The organism is Clostridium sp. ATCC BAA-442 (assembly GCF_964239415.1).
GTDB lineage: Bacteria > Bacillota > Clostridia > Oscillospirales > Oscillospiraceae > Flavonifractor > Flavonifractor plautii.
In genome coordinates, this window is sequence record NZ_CAXSQB010000001.1 from 128014 (window position 1) to 145815 (window position 17802).

Below are 17802 nucleotides of genomic sequence, written 5' to 3' on the forward strand. Positions count from 1 at the left end.
CAATAGCCATTACCAAGACCAACAACAATTCTCCCGGAAATGAAGCACAAGCAACAACCCCTTGTTAGCTGTTAAAATCTATGGATGGTTTTCTTCTTTCCACCTTAAAAAATAAGCGATCCCGCGCAGGACAAAGTCCACGCAGGGGATCGCCACGGAGTTACCCAGCGCCTTGTAGCGGGCCGAGTCGGAAGCGTCTGGCAGTTCAGTCCAATGGTCAGGAAAGCCTTGAAGCCGTTCACATTCCAGTGGGGTCAGGCGGCGGATGAGCCGTCCAGTCCGGACTGGGTGGATAGAGTTGAGGGAACTTCCGGTGGTACCCTGTTGAAGTGTACCGCACAGATCGCCATTCTCCCGGCCATTTCTGCAGTCTAACCCTGCCACATCCATCACCAGATCTGTCGCATCCTTATGCTGGCGGGCGCTTTGGGTGCTGGCCACTGCATCTTCTCGGAAGACATCCACCCGCTGCCTGCTGAATATAGCGTGAGAAGACTCTTGGCATGGCTCAGACCCTTGTGCGATTAACGGCACATTGTTGCCGCCAGTCCCATACCTGGCCGACATGGTCGGGGCAACAGTGTGGGGACCGGTGTAGCGTGCGTCAATTCCATGGTTCTCATATAGAGCAGGCATCATCTCATCTGATCTCTTATCCACGATCAGTGGCTGGTGACCATGTTCCTGTGCCCGGAGTGTCCCGGCAACATCTTCGCTGCAGGCCATGACGCTGCCGCCCTGGTCATTAAGGCACAGGATGGAGGGAACCATGTTGGAGCCACTCTCCGAAGCTTTCAATGTGGGGGAACATTCTGTCTGAAAACCAATCCCACCAGCCGCCGAGCCTTGTCCAGCAGAAAAACCGGCTGTAAAAATGGCGGGATACCCCTGTCCAGGCATACCGCCGCCTCCACTCAGCGAGGTGTGACGCTCCTCAGAGAGAAAGCAGTCACCGTTGCCTTTAGCCGTGATTCCGGCCACGAAGGTCTGTTGCTTCATCCCAGGCTGGGCAGTCAACGCTGCGGCCACATCATGCAGATCCCGCACCTCGTCCCGCTGGTTGGTAGCAAAGGCGGTGATCACGCCGTTCCGTCCGGTGGACATTCCGCAGTTGACGCCAAGGGTGGCCGCCTTTTCTCCCGTCAGATCTCCGTTGTATCCGTCAAACCCGATGGGGCCGGCCCTGCCTGGAGAAGCAGGGCTTCCCGGAGCTGAGGCGGGAGTTCCTTGCCCCGGACCTCCGCCCGGCGCAGGATACCCAGGCAGGCGGTCCTGCTCAAATAATATTTGGATGGCACTTCGTCCTGCAAAATCTGCGACAAGGAAGATTCTCTTTCTTCGCTGGGCGACACCCCAGAATTGAGCATCCATGACTCTCCAAGCCAGGCTGAATTGATTTCCCAGAATGATTGCCCCAGCAGATTCCCAGCGCCCGGAGTCAGGTCGAGGCACTGAACAGGAGCCGTCTTTAATTCGGACAATCTCCTCGAGGACGATGCGGAAATCTTCGCCGCCCGCTGAACTGAATGCTCCTGGTACATTCTCCCAGCACATATATCGAGGTCGAACAGTGTGAGCTGTTCTGTCGCGCCGCTCATCTGCATCCCTCATTTCTTTTACAACGCGGATCTGCTCCATAAACAGGCCGGAACGCTCTCCGGCAAGACCGGCTCTGGCCCCCGCCACGCTGAGATCCTGACAAGGGCTGCCTCCTGTGATAATGTCTACCGGGGGAAGTTCGGCGCCATTCAGTTTCGTGATGTCCCCGACATGGAGCATGGAGGGGAACCTCTTTCTTGTCACTTCGATGGGGAAGGCTTCGATCTCGCTGGCCCACACCGGCTCGATGCCGTTGCGGACCGCCGCGAGGGGGAACCCTCCGATTCCATCGAACAGGCTGCCCAGCGTGGGCATTATGCCATACCCATGCTCTGCCCTGGAGCTTCGCTTTGCTCCATCTCAGCGGGCAGAGCCTCCTGCTTGATTTCCAGCTCCCCAATCTGTCGGATGGGGATGCCGAGCCGTTGGGCCTCCTCAATCTCACGGGCCATGCCGGAACTGACCCTGCCGCCGCAGAGCCACAGTTCATCGCAGACTTCCAGCACCCGGTGTCCCAGCCGCAGTCCAATTTCCCGTTCTGTTGGCTCAGCGTCATCCAACATCTGTGGGTAGAGCAGGTGGACGGCGATGGGCGTATGCCCCTGATGGATGGCATACCGGCACGCTTTTTTCGCAAACGCGGTGTTTGCCTCAATATCTCCTGCATAGGGAGAGGCGATGTAAATCAGTTTTTCTCTGCTCATTTCGCCGCCCCCACTGCCTGTACCACGGTGCGGGTGGTGTTGACCGCTGACTGTGCTGCATAGACGGCGGACATGATGTTGGCGCGTGTCGAGGTATCCAGCCCAAAGGCGCCGCAGATGCGGGGCACTTCACCGGCCGACAGCATCAGGCCAAGGCCCAGCAGCGCATGATCCTTCAGCACCAGCAGTCCCGCTGTAAGGATGGTGGCCTGCAGGAAGGTGGTCAGACACAGACCGATGATCTGCTTGCACCACTGCACAAAACCGTCCATATAGCCGCGGGGCACCGAGAACATATACAGGGAACCCACAGCTATCTGGATGAGTAAGATTCCTCCGCGCTTGAGGTTGGAGAAAAAGCACTTGATGACGGCGTACCCCATCATGATGATAATAAAAATGACCATGATGGGGCTGGTGATGCTGCCGATCCCGCCGAATACGCCGGAGGAGGCCGCGTCCCCGATATCCACGCCCTGCAGGGAGTTGATGATATCAGTGGAAAGGGCATCAAAGCTCTCGCCATACCCGGTAATTCCAGAGGTCAGGCTGGCCTGCAGCGTGACGGAGAGTTTATAAAGTTCCACCGGCACCAGGGTAAAGCACCCCACGGCCATAAAGCCCTTGACGGCGCTGATAGCCGCGTCCTTGATGCTGGCCCGTCCGGTCTGGTATTCGATTCCGACCTCGAACACGGCCACCACCAGCCCGACGACATACAGCGTCCAGGCCAGATAAGAAAAAAAGAGAACAATGGACTGTACCCAGCTCATCTCAAAGAGCTCGACGCCCATGTTCCCCATCTCGGCAAAAAAGTTGCCAAAGAAACCAACAAGCTGGCTGTAGACCCAGTCGATAAACTGATCCATCAGCCCGCCAAGGAAAAAGTCCAATATAAACATCTGGTGGTTTCACCCCTTTGCGTAAGGGGGACCGTGCCAGCATTGGACGCATACTCCTGCTCAAAGGCACAGGGGCCGTGACTGGGCACGGCCCCTGCTTGTATTCGCTTCCTATTTTCTTAGCACATTTGCGGGCTGTGTTCTTGCGCCTCCTCCTGACGCTGGAACACCTGCAGATATTCGTCCACCGTACCCGCCAGCAGCCTGTAATCCGCCTGAGTAGGCTGGTAAACATACCAGTCTACCTTCCCATAATCGTCCCAGAGGTGTGGTAAGATACCATCCGAGAAGTTGGGATTGCTCACTTTTTTCTTTCCCAGTAAATCGCCAAAGCGTAGGATATTCACATCCACCGCGCCCTCGGTCCGGTTCAGGATCGTCAGCTTGAGGGCATTGTACTGGCTGGCAATGTTCAGAGAAACAAACTCCAGCCTGGCCCGCAAATCCGGGTCAAGCTGGATATAGGCGGATCTGCCCGCATAAGACACAACGCCGCTGGTTTTGCACTGAGTGAGGATTTTCCTCAACTCCTGTCCAAATGGATTCAATTTTCTTCTTTCCCTCCCTACATGGTTAATTCCGGGACAGTCGGCGCCAGTGGATGAGCTAACTCCAGCGTACTGCCTTCCAAGGCCAGAACGCCATCCAGCCGGTGAATAAGGCCCTCCATGTGTTTCTGCCATCCGTCCCAATCCTTCGGATCAAACCAGCCGCCGGGCAGCTCGCCGGCTTTGATCTGCCGCTCCGCTCTGATCCTGGCGTATTTCAAAGTGTCCGCAAGGTAATCCCGGAGTTCCCGGAGAGAAGCCCTTGATGCTGTAAACGAGGTGATGGACCGGAACTTGTTGTCCTCGGCCGCCCACTCCTCATCATAGTCCAAACTGCCGGGATCACCGTCAAGATACTTTACAATGATCTCAGCCAGTGCCATAGGGCTGGTATGCGCACACCCCAGCTTTACATCACAGGGGGCATTCCATCGGTCTTTCTTTAATCGTTCAAGCATTTCTCCCAGGTCCAGTTGTCCATCTGCCGGTAAATTGTACCGGACACATCCAACCGCATCCAGTCCATCGTCGGACTCCAGTGCGGTGATTCCCCAACAGCCCATAGAAACCGTCTCCCATTTCCGGCTTACACCTCATCATTCTTGTCCTACATTTCCAGTTTCGGTCCAATCTGCTCCTGCTCACCCAGCCCAAATGCCTCGCGCATTTCCGCATCCGCCAGAATCCCGAACGCTTCCTGACAATCTGCGCAGCTCACGATCCAGGTCTTTCCTTCAAAGTACCGGAGCATTTCCGCCAATATTCTGGTCTTCGGGGCCGAGGCAGAGAGAAGCTGCTCCACCTCCTCCCGCGAAAGATATTTGCGCTCTCCGCTCCAGGAGCCAATCACGCCGACAGTGTACTCAGGGATTTCCTCCGGCAGTATTTTACAATTCAGAACCGGATCTGGATCAAAGGTGAAAAACACATCAATGGGAGTATCTTCTACCACGCTTACCCCGATGCCGTATGGACCTGCACCTGCTCTGCACATCCCGGTAGACCGCTGGTACAGCTCGTTAACCAATGAAAGCATTTTATTTCCGGATGGATTTGGAATTGGATATTCCATTGCTTCCTTCCTCCTGTATTCTCAGAATAATTCTTTACATTCCCAGGATCGTCCAGACATAGGTGGGAGCCGTCAGGGTGAAGATAAGGCAGGCAAACAGGATGGCCGGCGCAGTCCATTCGAACTGGCCGTGCTTTCTATAGTCAAAATACGCCATGCCCAATTTGGCGAAGAAGAACACAGCCAGAACAAGGTCAATCACGGGAAAGACCACATTATTGACAACCGTTTTGATCTGGGCGGATGCGTCCGTCCAAGTGCCTTCAATGGCACCAGCCACATCCCCGGTTCCTGCCGCAAATGCGGGTACCGTAAACATGATGGCCAGCATCATTACCATTACGACCGCACAGAGCATCTTTTTCGTTTTCATCATCAAATACCACCTTTCTTTGCTGAAAAAAGAAAGCCGCAGGGGTGTTCCCGCGGATGGATGATCTATCCCGAACAGGCCGCGAGGCACTTTCCCACGGCCCGTTTCTTTTCTGATTTTGTTACTGTGAATGCTTACATCGTGAGCACAGGTCCACTCAGTTCCTGTGTTTCCAGGAACTGAGCCCGGATTATTTCTTCAAACGCTTCCTTTGCTAACCTACAGAAGACAGAGTACATACTGCCGCCCACCTTATAGTAGGGCTTCCCCTCCATCATGACGGTGGCCCGCATGAGCGTCAGGGTATCCTCCAAAGAGGCGCAAAACCAGCACTCCCTATCGCCCATACGCCTGATTCGGCCATCCCGCAGGATGCTGTCCAGATTCTTTCGGTGCGTGTAGTGGTAGACCTCGCCAGGCTGCTCATCCAGTCGGATGTATCCCATGGCTTCACCTCCCACCTATAGATCAAGCGGAGCGATATGCCAATCGTCCCATAGATTGCCCCGGATATTCAGTGAATCGGTGAGGTTGACCGAGAGCATCCCTGCCGGGGTCCAGCAGTCAATGACCCAGGTGTTGACCGTATAGGAGCCATCCGGGTACCAGATAGGAGTGAAATGGGTACGTCGGTTATAGGTGCTATACTCGTTCTTCTGGAACTCCAGCCGGGAGGACGAGGAACTGATAGAGATGCGGTCCAGTAGCCTCCAGAACGACTCATAGTTAAATTCCGGGAAGTAGCTGACTGCGTTCTGCAGGGCAGTCGTGGCCGATCTCTGGGAACTGCTCACCCTGGCGGTGACGACCTGATTTACGCCATAGCCGGACTTCATGCTGTTGCCGCTGGCGGTGGGGTTCTTCTCATCTGGGGTAATTTCCATGTCGGCGGAAAGGCTGGCACTGTAGCGGTCCAGATCAAATTCCCACCAGCCGTGGTCGCACCAGTATCCATCCTCATCATCGCCGTGCCACACCCAATACTCCTGCCACCATGGGTCCCAAATGGTCCACTGCGCGGATGCCTTCTCTGGCCGGTCTGGAACCGGGGAGGGCGTGAAGGAATCGTTCCGGTCATCTGCTACTGGATTGGGTGGCGGGTTCTCGTCCAGATCCACGATCTTGCAGTGGATGGTGGCCTGCGCCGATCCTGGGCCGGATACATCCACATCGATAGTCATGTCCTGCGGCTCGTCCGGCGTAGTCCAGCGTACCCAGGCCAATTGGGAATCTCCGTCCGGGTAGTAGACATTGCTGACCGTATAGGTCGTCCCATCAATATGGAACCGTACAGTGACTGGATTATCCGGATCGCTCTGGCCCCCGCTGACCTCTACTGCCGTGATGACCTCGGTATTGGTCCGGTATTCATAGTCATAGGCGCTGATTTCCGGCTCCTCCGGCTGCTCCTCAAAGCGGACGATGCCAAGGCCCAAAGAAGACTTGATGTCCGAGTTGGACACATTCTTATTGGTGGGACCAGACCAGGCGGGGTAGCCCAAATCCGGTGTTTCCAGGAACATGGACAGCGGGAGGTTTTTAGCGGTCAGCGATCCCATCCAATAGCGGAGCTGGCCTCCAACCACCTCGTCATAGAGGGCGGCCTCTGTCGCTGTTGTGGCGATCATGACGCCCTCGAATTTATAGTAGGCGATGGGTTCCAGCAGAATTTTGTACTCACCACCAATGAGTGTGTCATAATCCATGCCGGTATGATTTGCAACAAGCTGTACCAAGAACTCAGAGCAGAAATACTTTTTGATAGCCTCGATGTTATTTCTTCCATTCGTGCTTATAACACGAGGAATCGTTTGTGGTGGGACAATACAAGCATATCCACCTTGTACCGGCGATAGGGCTGTTCCTCCGTTGTATTGAATCTTACTCACTTTTCCAAAGTGATAAATAGATGATGCAGGCGGCTTATTTGTCAAATCAATGGGCGCTGACACTACAGCGTGGTCGCTGGAACGCACGATGGTCACCCGAACGCCTTCATTTCCAGGATTCCAACTACCATGGCTGGTGGCGTCTCCCATGTTCCCGCCACCACCATCAATATTACCAGACCCGCCGGTTCCATCTGTAGCATAGACTTGTACACAAGTAAAGGAAAATATCAGTGTGATGGCCAGAAACAGGTTAAAGAGTCGTTTCACTTGTTCTCCTTTCCCGCATAATAAAAAGCACAGCCGAAGCTGTGCTTTTCGTCGATGCGATGCTATTTTATCCCATTATACCAACCTGCATATTAATATCTCCATCGCTGTGGCCTTCAGTCACCTGATTTTCTCCCGCATTGGGGACATTGTCGAAACCAGGCAGGCCGCCACTGGTGTTGGTGGAGGGCTGTTCAGGGGGAGGCGTCACATTGTTGTGATCCTGCGGTTCAGGGGTACCCTCGACCGGAGTCCCATCCGGCGTCTTGGTGGGGTCCTTCAGTTCATCCTCTGTATATTCCGGTTTGACCGGGTCCGGCTGAATGGTCTGCTCTGTGCCGGTAAAATCCGCGCCGTTTCCATCATCGGTGTTGGTACTGGCATCCGGGGTTTCCGGGTTAACGTTCACATCATCTCCCGGCTCCTGGTCATCCCCGGATTCTGCGGGAGGCGGGGTACTGCTGTCCGGGTCCACCACTACATCGCCCTGCTGGGAGCTGCTGGGCGGGAGCGGGTCATCGGTGACCTTGTCTTTGCTGAAGCTGCTCGCGATCACAGCGACCAGGATCGCACAGACCACAAGACATCCGGCCACGGTCAGCCATTTCTTGGTGTTGTTCTTCATCGTCTGGATTCCTCCTTTTTCTGTTGGTGATACTTTCTTGGGCCTGCCTGCACATAGCTCCAGGCGGTTAAAATAATTGGTATCCGATATCTTTTGCTTTCATTTTCCTATACCGCCCAGCCTTTGTCAACACGAACCCTACCACATGCATGGGAAGAAGTCTATTAGAACAATAGAAAACTTTTTGAAAACTGTGTTAAAACCGAGGGGTATAGCCAGCACTGACCTGCACTGTCATCCGCATGGGCGGGAGAAGCTCCCCGCCAAAGGACACCGGAACCTCCAGCTCAATCTCACAGTCCGCAAGAAAACGGTCGCCGGCGCTGTCGCCAGAGGCGAACGGCGCGTTGCGGATCTCCACGTCAAGGCCCCAGACCCGGAACTCCATATCTCCATCGTCTGTGTACTGGGTATGGTAGCCGCCCCGGTAGGTCAGCCCAAGAATATCGTCCAGCCGTCCATAGATGTCACCGTAGTCCAGAGATTCCTCAAAATCCCCGGAAAGCGGCTGGTAGGCGCCGGAGTAGCCCTCCCGGACTCCATGGTACACATCGTCATAGTTGTCGTTGACGGTGGAGATCACGGCCTCCTGTACCGCATCCCGGACACCCTGGGCCACGATGAGCAGGCGGAAATACTCGCTGATGCAGCACATCAGCATCACCAGCACCAGCACAATGGCAATGATCAGGGGAAAGGCCACGCCGCGCTGGTCTTTCAAAATCTGCCGGAGTCTGTTCATTTCCAGTACACCTCCGACTTTCCTGTGGCATCTGCCCACAGAGTGATGGGAAAACTGCCAAAGCCAGCAAAAAGGCCGAGGTCGATCTCATAGGTGAGAGTGACCGAAACCTCCTCGTTGAGCTGAATGTGGCCGGTATCGCTCCATTCAATCTCCGGGTCCAGGCCGGTCTGCTCCCGCAGGGCCTGTTCCCGGCGGTCAGTCTCCGATCCGACCCTGCCGGCGATTTCCGCCTCCCGCACCAGTTCAGTTGCAAAGGTATCGAGCTGCTGTTTGGCAATAAAGGCTGGGAGGACCTGCACTGCCAGCGCAATCACCAGCATGGCGCAGAGCACCAGGACGCACACATCGATGTATCCCTCTCCGCGTCGGGATCTCAAAATCTGTTTCAGCACATGGTCACCTCCATCCCGACATTACTTTGTTCCAATTCGGAATGATCACTGATGATATACCACGCTCCCTCATGGTAATTGCAGTTTGCGATTACCTGGGGGAGAAGTTCTTCCGCAGGCATCTCCCGGTCGTATCCTGGGCATCCCGGATGGCCGGACATGCTTTGTCCTGTCAGCAGTTCAGCCGCCTGTGCCACAGTCAGATCCACATATCCGCCAGGGGTCATCAGGTGAAATGCTTCCCCTGGATGAGCGGCGATAAAATCTTGAACGGTAAGTGGCTGCTTCTTCAACGAGTCTTGCATATAGTCCATTTGGCGCCTCCTCTCTTAAAACATCCCGTCCAGGGAGTGGATGATTTCATAGATGATGATGGCCAGATAGGTCACCAGGAAGCACATGAGCAGGACAAAGGAGAATACACGGATCTTAGGCGGGATCTTCATGGCCTTTGCCTTGAGCCGCTGGAGTTCCAACTGCTTCATATCGTGGCTGAGCATCTGAAAGTAGTGGACTCCGTTGTCGCCTCGCAGCACGCCGATGAGTCCGCGGACAATGTCCGAAAGGAGGGGCGAATTAAACCTGGCCTCAAAGCGGGTCAGCGCCGCCTCATAGGAGCCGGAACGCATATCCGCAGTGAGGACATCCAGTTCAGCGGAGAAAACAGGACCGGAGTTCTGCTTGTAATGCTCGATCATGCTCAACACATCCCGGCTGGCGGCCAGTTCTTGGGTGATGGTGGCCACGAACCGGGGCAGTTCCGCCTCAATCTCGTCCCTCTTGGCAGAGAGTTTTTCCTCCGCCCTGCGAATCTCTTTGAAATAAACCGCCACCGCCAGAAGAACAACTATCAGCGCCAACATTGGGAAAATCAACAGGCACGGAATCACCGCCAGTAGCACTACACCGGTCTTGACCATGGCAAAGGCGGTGTACTCCTCCGGTGTCATGTTCAGCCCAGCAGCGGCCAGCGTATTTTTCAGACGGCCCCGCTTATACTCATCCATATGGATGTGTGGGGCCAGCTTGATCGCCCAGCCCATGAGCAGGGCCTCCACACTGCGGGCCTGCTTCTTCTCCTGGCGGCCCACCGAGAGCATGGCACGCTGGGTGGCCAGACGGGGGAGTCTGAGCAGATCGGCCATCAAAAGAAACATACCCAGTGCAAGGAATATGCCAAATAAAAACAGAAGGAAAGTCATGGTTGTTTTGTTCACCTCCACATAAAAACAGAGCCGGTTAGATGTGTACCGGCTCTGCTTTTCTTCTTATGCTGTATTACAAGGCACTCTTTCTATGGCATTATTTCATCACATCTAACTCCGCAACAAATGACGGATCAAAGTCATCCCGCCAGTTTCGATAGTCAGGATACAGTCCCAAACCCTTTCGGATGAGTTCCCGGTTTTCCGGGGTGTCAATATAGATACCGTCCGGAATGCCGTCCATTCCATAGATGAGCCGGACCCCATCCTGCTCCGTTGCCTTTGCTGCTTCAAAATCTCCATCATAGAGCGCCATGTCATCGATGCGTTCTACATGGAGGGCCTCCGGAATATAGGAACCATGGTTGATCGTTGCGGTAATAAAATATCCCTTTTCCTGGTTACTGATGAGGATCACCTCCGATACTCAATGGGCTGGGTCAGCTTGATGACCGCTGCGGTGCTGATGAACATCACAGCGGCAATGGCTGCCAACAGCGCCTGCCCCAGCGGGGTGTGCATCAGAACATCGTACCAGTCCTGATTGAGCCAGTACAACAGCGGGATATTGCCGATGACCAGCACCTGCATGGTGATAAACTCCTTGCGGGGCTCAAACACCAGATTCTCCAGCTCACCGTTGACGATCCGCATATCGGAGAGTTTAGCCACGATGGGAGTCAGGATGGTCTTGAGCCCCCGGTCGTGTCGGCAGGTCAGCAGAGCGGCCACCCACTCCCGAAACACGGCGTTGTCGATCTTCGTCCCCATGTCCTGGAGGGCGGCGTCCACATCGGGGTCCACCAGCTTGATCCGGGTGAGAAACTCCACAAACACACTCCGGACGGGTGGGTTGAGATAGTCAATGTTTTCCTCCACTGCCGTCTGGATGTCCTCATTGCGGAGATAAGCTGTGGTGATGATAGAGAGGGCGGTTTCCAGTTCAGCGGCGATGTTCTTTTTGTAGTGATTTGCGGTCAGACGGATAAACCAAAACGGCACGAACATCATGCCCACCGCCAGCACCGGCACCAGGAAGAGGTTGCCCAGCGTCAGGGCGAAGGTGGCCCCTACCAGAAAAAGAAGCAGGGACAGGGCGCACATCATGGGAAACTTGGCGGCCCGGCCAGTCATCCGCAGAATGGTCTGTGTCTCCTCGATTTCCCGGCGCAGAAAGGATTTCTTTTTGCGCCGTGTACTCTCATTAACCTCCGACCGGATGCTTTTGGGCTTACTGGTGATTCTGCGGAACACCCCTTCAGTGAAGTCCATAGGGGAGATGCGTAAAAGGACAAAACAACCTGTGATCAGCCCTATACAGGCAATCAACTGGATCAGATTCATACAGATTCGCCTCCTTCCTTGCCGGTTTCAGGTTTGGCAGGCGGCTTGGACTGTGCGCTCCTGGTCTTCGGAGCGGGCGTTGCCTGTCCTGCCTTTGCCGGACTGGAGCCTGACTTACCCTTAGAGGGAGCGGACTTTTTGCCCACGAGTTGGGCCAGCACCTCCTGCGGCATACCATTGTCGATGAACCGCTTCTGCAGGCTTTCCGAGATGGGGTTGACCGCCTCGTGGCGGCCCTTAATACGGTATTTGCCGTCCTCCAACCGGTTTTCTTCGATTTTGAAGTGATAAAGGGTGTTGTACCGGCGCTCCCCAGTGGGCAGGATCTCACACTCCATGATCTCCATGATTTTACGGCTCTTATCCTCCAGCTGCTTGGCGAACACCACGATGGGGAATGCCTCGGTGACCAGATCCATGAGGGTATCGTCGGCCATCTCGTGCTTACGCTTGCAGAGGGTGACCATACGCCGCCATGTAGCCTGGGATGAGTTGGAATGAATGGTGGTCAACACGCCGTGGCCAGTACGGGCGGCCTCCTGTGCGGCATACGCCTCCGCAGACCGCATCTCGCCCACACAGATGATGTCGGGGTGGTACCGCAGGGCCATGTCCAGCAGCATATCCTGATCGATATTCTGCTTGGCGTTCTCGCTCTCACGGGTGATGGTGTGGATGACGCTGTTGCACACCCGGCCATCTTTCTCCCGCACCAGGTCCAGCTCACGGGAGCCGTTCTCGATGGTGAAAATACGCTTGTTGTCCGGGATGGTGGTCAGGAGCCAGCCTGCCACCGTAGTCTTGCCGGAGCCGGTAGCCCCGGCCACACAGACGGAAACGCCGTACCGCAGGCAGGCGGCCAGAAAGTCCAGCATGGGGCCGGTGGCCGTGCCGCCCTTCACGAAGTCCTCCTTCTGCATATTCTGCGGGTTGACGATACGGATGGAGGCGGTGACGCCCACATCCTCGTCCACCAGAGGGGTCTTGAGGACCGCGATGCGGATGTTTTTCGAGAGGTGACCCAGAACGGCGGGGCTGGCGTTGTCCAGCACCATGCCGCTGACATGGAGCATGCGGCGGATCACATTGACAGCGTGTTCGGGGCTGTCGAAGTGTTCCTCCAGCTTGACCGTTTCACCGTTGGCGTACAGCACCTCGATGTCCCGCCAGGAGTTCACATTGATCTCCTCGATGCCGGTCCCGAAGATGTACTTGGTGAGCAGACCGAACTCGGCCATCTCCGTGTAGAGAGCGTCCACCAGCTGGTCGCCGGAATAGCCTTTGACCGCGATGCGCCGGTCCTGCACATATTTGGTGATGTACCGTTTGATCTGGGCCTTGGCGTCTTCATCGCCGCCCTCGGTGATGAGGGCGGAATACTTGCCAGAGATATATTCCTGCACATCCTGCAGGACGGTGTTGAAGTCCTGCCCTTCATTCTCCGGGGAGAAGAAGAGAGAATGCGCCCGGTAGCCGCCTGCCGACTCTGTATTCAGGGACCGCCTGGGGAGATCCTCCGCCATATCCACGCTATCTGTGGGCTCAGGTTCAACCCCTGTCCCATCATCAGCTGGGGTGTGACGCAGCGGCTCATCCGCGGGCTGGGGTTCTCCAACGCCGGCTTCATGCTGATTCTGACCCATATTGCCGCTTACCGGGCAGTCCGGGCCGAAATAGAGGGGGAGTTCTTTCTTCCGCCCGTCCGGACCTGTCGTGATATGCGTCGCAGTGGGTTTCTCCGCAGACGCTTTGGGAGCGAACAGGGACTGACTTCGCTTCTCGCCTAACACCCAAACACCTCCCTGGCAATCTTCTCGATCTCCTTGCGGAATACCCGGCTGTCCTTCATGGATAGGTCCGCCAGCAGGTTGCCGGCCAGATACTGTCCCTCCAGTTCCGCCGAATGGGGCAGCGTGAAGGCCACTGTCCCCAGCGCCTGACTCATGTGATCCCCGGCCTGCTGGGGCTTTACATTGCTGGCGGTCTTGTACTGCTTGTCCGCGTCCCATTTGGCATCCCGCAGGAGGGGAAGTTGGCTGGACAGGTAGCTGATGCTCTTGAGGTCGGCGTTGGCCAGCCGCAGGACGGAATCTGCCTCCATGAGCGCCACAGCGGAGAGGATGTCGTTGGCGATGTAACTGCCGCAGTCAATGACCACATAGGGAGCGATCTCCCGCAGGCAGTCGATGAGCTCCCGCGCCTGCACCTCGTTGTAAGGCGGGTAGGTGTACTCATTCTCTCCCTTGAGCATCCCCAGCATGGTGAGGTAACCCAGGCGTTTGTGGGTGACCAGGTTGTTCTTGACCAGATTCTCCGACACATGGGCGGCGGCCAACACGCTCCCGAGGGAACGCTCGCACTCCAGATCTGCCGCCGGGCAGATACAGGGAAGCATTGGGGCTGTCATGTCGCAGAGAAGGAGGATCACATTCCGGCGCTTGTCGGCCAGATACTTGGCCAGCCGCACGGCCACGGTGGTCTTGCCGCTGCCGGGGCTGCCCCACACCGCCAGCACCCCGCCGCTCTGGTCCTCCTGCTCACAGGCGTCCTCCTGGCCACTTCCTCGGGAAAAAATACCCGCTTTCTTGAAGTTCAGCATCAGGCCACCTCCTCGGGTTTCGCGGGCGCCTCCGTTTCTGCGGTTTCGCTGGGATCAGCGGCAAGTTCGGACTCTGCGGGATTCTCCTGTGTCTCCTCCTCGGGATCAGGTTCCGGGGGATACAGCTCCAGAATGATTTCGTCCTGAGCGGTCAGAAACTTGTCGGCATTCTCCCGGTCGCCCCGGTAGACCAGCGCCAGATGGATGGTGCCTTCGGCCTCCAGCTCGGCCAGCACCTTGGCCTGCTCCGGAGATACCAGCAGGGTGACGGTATCGGGCAGTTCCTTGTCGTCCTCCTCGTCCACAGGCTCACCGGTGTTGGCGTCATAGCCGGAGGAGGCGGTGACGCTGATGATCTCCACATACTGCAGCTCAGCGGGGACAACAGTCTGCCCCTGCTGCTTGTAGTCCGGGGCGATCACCGACACGATATCGCCGCTCTGCAGCTTGCCGGAGAGTCCCTCCGCAAAACTTTTGATGGACACGGAGATGGCCTGCTGGCTCCCGTCCAGGCTGTACAGGTAGGCGTTTTCCGCTGCTGGGGCGTCTGAGAGTTTGGAAGGGATGATATAGTCGCCCACAGCCAGATCCGCAGTAGCGTATTTACCCACAGCGCTCTCTTTCTGCCGCAGGACATCCTCTGGGAGATTATAGCCGCCCACCTCCACGGTCTGGACCATGCTCTCGGTGATCTCATCCCCGACCCGGATGGGCTGAACCACACGCACAATTTCGGCCTTCTGGCTGACACTCTGGTTGAACAGCGGGGTCAGACCGAAGCAGATCAGCAGGGAGAGCAGGATGCAGATTACACCGACCACGGTGCGATTTTTCAAAAAACTCATACTGGCATTTCCTCCTTGATTTCATGTTGGGCCGGAAAGTCCGGGCATTACGCCCGGACCGATCTGGCCCTTCTGCTCCGCTTCAGCCGGGGCAGAAGAATGGCGGCCACCGTCAGGGGCAGGGTCACGCCAACGATGGTGAGCACAGTCTTTCTCGTTACATGGAACTTCTTCATAGCAGTCAACCTCCAAAACAGTATAGTGCGGCAAAGCCGATGGATAAAAACGGTCCCAGCGGCAGCGCCGCCCGTGTCATTGCGGGTAGCGGATGATGAATGAATTTTTGAAATAGCATGGCGGCACAGAAATACAGCACCGCCAGCAGCAGACCCAGCGCCATCCCCCAGATCCCCCGCCAAAAGCCCAGCACGAAGCCGGCCGCAGCAGTGAGTTTGATGTCGCCGCCGCCCATGCACTCCGGCCGGATCAAGGCGGCAATCAGCAAGGGCAGAGCCGCCAGCACTCCAAAAAACTGGGCGGGGCTGAAGGAGATCAGCCCCGCCGCAGCGGTTAAAAGGCAGAGAAAATCAGGAATCGTGCGCTCACGGCAGTCCACCGCGGAGGCGGCAGTCAGTGCCGTGAGGAACAAGAGTGCCCGCACCGGGTATCAGCCCTTGTAGTCAAACATTTCCTCTACACGCTCGGTCACGGTGGGCAGGACGGTGTCCCCGAACAGAGTGTAGAGGCCAGCCAGGAGCAGGGCGCCCAGCACCACGGCAATCAGGATCTTGATGGCGGTGTCGATGTAGCCCTCGCCGCGAGTGTTGCAGAGAGGGGCGGACAGGTGGGTACGGGCGCAGGTCATGGCGCAGTGGGCCTTGCAGGTCATGGTCTTCACGGTGTTGGACATCTTGTTGAACATCTTCTTCATAGAGAGTTCCTCCTCAAAATTTAAAATTGTTGATTGTTGTGTGGTCACTGGGTCACATACCCATCTTCTGAGCCTGCTGTGCCGTGGGGTCCGGCGCGGACTGGGGAGAGCGGTTCATCCCCTGCGTCAGTGCCTGCTGGTAGGCGGTCACGACAGCCGATTCCAGTTCGGCGCGTGCCTCCCGTGTGTACGGAAAACAGATGTCCTTGATTTCACCCTTGCTGTTGATCTGGCCGGGCATGGATACAAACAGCCCATTGCTGCCCTCCATGAGCTTGACGCCCCGGACGGCAAAACAGCCGTTGATGTTCAGCGATGCGGTGGCCCGGCAGGGACCGTCAAACTGGATAGAGTGGATACGGACATCATACTGCATGGGAAGGACGGGAGTATCCTGCTGGGAAACCTCTCCCTGGGGATTTTCACTTGTGGTCTGCGCTTTTGCCATGGTGTGTTCCTCCTTTTCTGAATATAAAAAATGAGCGGCCCTGCCGCTCTGGGGTCACAAGGTCATGTTCATGCCCGGTTCCTGCTCCGGGGTCTCCAACTGGACCGGAACGATGGATGTGCGGTCCACATAGTAGAACTCACTGCCGGAATCGTCGTAGAGCTCGATGAGGTCTGAGATGGCCAGCGGCTGTCCGTCGTTGCCCAGGGGCCTGCGGCAGAACACCTCCCAGATTCCATCCAGGCTGTTGGTGCTGACAGCGCCGTCAAACACCACCTGGTAACGGGCAAGATCCGGCCCACCATATTCGCCGCTCATACGGTCCAAGCCAATAAAGCGCATGGTGAGGGGAGCCGTTGGCCCGAGTTGCCAGATGCGGCAGGATTTCAGGGTTTGGCTGCTGTCCGCCGCATGGTATCCGCCGCTGGACAGGCGGTCATAGACGCCATCCGTCCACTGGACGGCCAGACCCTTTTTTGCCAGCCAGTCCTCCAACTCCTCACGGCGGAACATAGAGTCCGCCACCACTCCCTGTTCTGTCCTGTAGCCCACTGGATTTCCATAGTAGAGCAGACATCGGTTTTTCATTTCCACACTTCGCATGGCGGCACATCTCCTTTCTGCGGTTAAGTCATGTCCATCCCTCCCATACCCGCGTTCTGCCCTTGAAGCTGAAGCTCCTCCAGTTTCTCTCTGGCCCAGCCGGGGAGGAATTCCTCTTTCAGAACGCCGGTGAAATCTGTGCGGTTCCATCTGGTCTGCTCTCCATCGCCCAGGCAGGTACAGCGGATGGAACGGCCGATGGCATTGGGCCTGCATCCAAAGCCATCATGGACCAGCCAGAGCTGGTTCTGGGGCGTCCAGCAGGACTCCTTGAGGGTGTCTGGACTGAGCACCAACACCCGGCCCTCATAGTCCAGAGATTCATAGGAGTTGGGTTCGCAGTGCTCCGGCCCAAATAGTTCCAGCTTGCCGTATGCCTCCCTCACTTGACTGATAAATGCGTCCAGATACGCCAGGGCGGTGTCCACTTCAAAATAACGGTTATGGGCATCATCGGGTGGGACATAGACTTTCTTTTGCCATTCCTGGTTTTCCGCGCTGAGCTGCTCCTTGTAAGGCCCCAGCCTTTCTATCGTGTTGGCCAGGACGAAATTGGTCCGCTTGAAGCCCCACCGTTTCAGCACCATTTGGGATGCTTCCGGCTTTAATGCGCTGCGGCCGTCGCCATAGACGCGGATGACGGCTTCGATGTCCCGCGCACAGGATACATTGGCGTGGAAACTTGCATCCCAGAGCGCAGCTTCTCCAAGTCTGTGGGCCTCTGACTGTGAGCCGGGATAGAGGTAGATATCCTGTTCCATCTTGCCT

Annotated in this window: 25 protein-coding genes; all 25 read right to left on the reverse strand. The window is 56.4% G+C overall.

What is annotated here, in order from left to right:
• Positions 1 to 78: 78 nt before the first annotated feature.
• Positions 79 to 1914, reverse strand: a complete 1836-nt coding sequence (locus ACESY8_RS00695; protein ID WP_498794380.1) for a DNA cytosine methyltransferase — start codon at positions 1912 to 1914, stop codon at positions 79 to 81.
• Positions 1914 to 2303, reverse strand: a complete 390-nt coding sequence (locus ACESY8_RS00700) for a DUF7768 domain-containing protein (RefSeq protein WP_117546615.1) — start codon at positions 2301 to 2303, stop codon at positions 1914 to 1916. Before ACESY8_RS00700 ends, ACESY8_RS00695 begins: the two co-directional genes overlap by 1 nt.
• Positions 2300 to 3205: a conjugal transfer protein TrbL family protein gene (locus ACESY8_RS00705; RefSeq protein ID WP_498794382.1), complete on the reverse strand. Its 906-nt coding sequence runs from the start codon at positions 3203 to 3205 to the stop codon at positions 2300 to 2302. Before ACESY8_RS00705 ends, ACESY8_RS00700 begins: the two co-directional genes overlap by 4 nt.
• Before the next feature lie 119 nt (positions 3206 to 3324).
• Positions 3325 to 3753 carry a hypothetical protein gene (locus ACESY8_RS00710; RefSeq protein ID WP_006876413.1) on the reverse strand — a complete coding sequence of 143 codons (429 nt, stop codon included), beginning with the start codon at positions 3751 to 3753 and terminating at the stop codon, positions 3325 to 3327.
• A 17-nt stretch (positions 3754 to 3770) separates the two neighbouring features.
• Positions 3771 to 4316 (reverse strand): DUF4259 domain-containing protein, encoded by a 546-nt coding sequence (locus tag ACESY8_RS00715; RefSeq protein ID WP_039997420.1) that lies wholly within the window; start codon positions 4314 to 4316, stop codon positions 3771 to 3773.
• 44 nt (positions 4317 to 4360) lie between these two features.
• Positions 4361 to 4825 (reverse strand): hypothetical protein, encoded by a 465-nt coding sequence (locus ACESY8_RS00720; RefSeq protein WP_498794385.1) that lies wholly within the window; start codon positions 4823 to 4825, stop codon positions 4361 to 4363.
• Between the two features lie 34 nt (positions 4826 to 4859).
• Positions 4860 to 5201 carry a DUF3852 domain-containing protein gene (locus ACESY8_RS00725; RefSeq protein WP_006874004.1) on the reverse strand — a complete coding sequence of 114 codons (342 nt, stop codon included), beginning with the start codon at positions 5199 to 5201 and terminating at the stop codon, positions 4860 to 4862.
• Between the two features lie 131 nt (positions 5202 to 5332).
• On the reverse strand, positions 5333 to 5644 hold the full coding sequence (locus ACESY8_RS00730) for a hypothetical protein (protein ID WP_498794388.1): 312 nt from the start codon (positions 5642 to 5644) through the stop codon (positions 5333 to 5335).
• A 15-nt stretch (positions 5645 to 5659) separates the two neighbouring features.
• On the reverse strand, positions 5660 to 7357 hold the full coding sequence (locus tag ACESY8_RS00735; RefSeq protein ID WP_498794390.1) for a DUF8193 domain-containing protein: 1698 nt from the start codon (positions 7355 to 7357) through the stop codon (positions 5660 to 5662).
• Positions 7358 to 7424: 67 nt separating this feature from the next.
• On the reverse strand, positions 7425 to 7982 hold the full coding sequence (locus ACESY8_RS00740) for a DUF6550 family protein (RefSeq protein WP_498794392.1): 558 nt from the start codon (positions 7980 to 7982) through the stop codon (positions 7425 to 7427).
• A 196-nt stretch (positions 7983 to 8178) separates the two neighbouring features.
• Positions 8179 to 8724 (reverse strand): TadE/TadG family type IV pilus assembly protein, encoded by a 546-nt coding sequence (locus ACESY8_RS00745; RefSeq protein WP_419515691.1) that lies wholly within the window; start codon positions 8722 to 8724, stop codon positions 8179 to 8181.
• Positions 8721 to 9116 carry a DUF4320 family protein gene (locus tag ACESY8_RS00750; RefSeq protein WP_498794451.1) on the reverse strand — a complete coding sequence of 132 codons (396 nt, stop codon included), beginning with the start codon at positions 9114 to 9116 and terminating at the stop codon, positions 8721 to 8723. Before ACESY8_RS00750 ends, ACESY8_RS00745 begins: the two co-directional genes overlap by 4 nt.
• The gene (locus ACESY8_RS00755; RefSeq protein WP_007492876.1) at positions 9113 to 9433 is read right to left on the reverse strand and encodes a hypothetical protein; all 321 of its coding nucleotides are present in this window, start codon (positions 9431 to 9433) and stop codon (positions 9113 to 9115) included. Before ACESY8_RS00755 ends, ACESY8_RS00750 begins: the two co-directional genes overlap by 4 nt.
• Before the next feature lie 15 nt (positions 9434 to 9448).
• Positions 9449 to 10321 (reverse strand): type II secretion system F family protein, encoded by an 873-nt coding sequence (locus ACESY8_RS00760; protein WP_498794394.1) that lies wholly within the window; start codon positions 10319 to 10321, stop codon positions 9449 to 9451.
• Positions 10322 to 10421: 100 nt separating this feature from the next.
• Complete coding sequence (locus ACESY8_RS00765; protein WP_498794396.1) at positions 10422 to 10742, reverse strand: hypothetical protein; 321 nt, start codon at positions 10740 to 10742, stop codon at positions 10422 to 10424.
• A complete protein-coding gene (locus ACESY8_RS00770; protein WP_498794398.1) occupies positions 10739 to 11668 on the reverse strand; it encodes a type II secretion system F family protein in 930 nt (309 codons plus the stop codon). Before ACESY8_RS00770 ends, ACESY8_RS00765 begins: the two co-directional genes overlap by 4 nt.
• Entirely contained in the window at positions 11665 to 13191 is a 1527-nt protein-coding gene (locus ACESY8_RS00775; RefSeq protein WP_498794400.1) for an ATPase, T2SS/T4P/T4SS family, read from the reverse strand. Before ACESY8_RS00775 ends, ACESY8_RS00770 begins: the two co-directional genes overlap by 4 nt.
• Positions 13192 to 13451: 260 nt before the next feature.
• Complete coding sequence (locus ACESY8_RS00780) at positions 13452 to 14267, reverse strand: CpaE/TadZ family protein (protein ID WP_498794402.1); 816 nt, start codon at positions 14265 to 14267, stop codon at positions 13452 to 13454.
• On the reverse strand, positions 14267 to 15112 hold the full coding sequence (gene cpaB / locus ACESY8_RS00785) for a Flp pilus assembly protein CpaB (protein ID WP_498794404.1): 846 nt from the start codon (positions 15110 to 15112) through the stop codon (positions 14267 to 14269). The genes ACESY8_RS00780 and cpaB overlap by 1 nt, the downstream gene beginning before the upstream one ends.
• Positions 15113 to 15159: 47 nt before the next feature.
• Positions 15160 to 15288 carry a hypothetical protein gene (locus ACESY8_RS00790; protein WP_498794406.1) on the reverse strand — a complete coding sequence of 43 codons (129 nt, stop codon included), beginning with the start codon at positions 15286 to 15288 and terminating at the stop codon, positions 15160 to 15162.
• 5 nt (positions 15289 to 15293) lie between these two features.
• Entirely contained in the window at positions 15294 to 15713 is a 420-nt protein-coding gene (locus ACESY8_RS00795) for a prepilin peptidase (RefSeq protein WP_498794408.1), read from the reverse strand.
• Positions 15714 to 15719: 6 nt separating this feature from the next.
• The gene (locus tag ACESY8_RS00800; protein WP_498794410.1) at positions 15720 to 15983 is read right to left on the reverse strand and encodes a DUF6133 family protein; all 264 of its coding nucleotides are present in this window, start codon (positions 15981 to 15983) and stop codon (positions 15720 to 15722) included.
• 52 nt (positions 15984 to 16035) lie between these two features.
• Entirely contained in the window at positions 16036 to 16431 is a 396-nt protein-coding gene (locus tag ACESY8_RS00805; RefSeq protein WP_006874021.1) for a SpoVG family protein, read from the reverse strand.
• A 54-nt stretch (positions 16432 to 16485) separates the two neighbouring features.
• Complete coding sequence (locus tag ACESY8_RS00810) at positions 16486 to 17034, reverse strand: YodL domain-containing protein (RefSeq protein ID WP_498794413.1); 549 nt, start codon at positions 17032 to 17034, stop codon at positions 16486 to 16488.
• Between the two features lie 23 nt (positions 17035 to 17057).
• Positions 17058 to 17795: a DUF3849 domain-containing protein gene (locus tag ACESY8_RS00815; RefSeq protein WP_498794414.1), complete on the reverse strand. Its 738-nt coding sequence runs from the start codon at positions 17793 to 17795 to the stop codon at positions 17058 to 17060.
• Positions 17796 to 17802 lie beyond the last annotated feature (7 nt).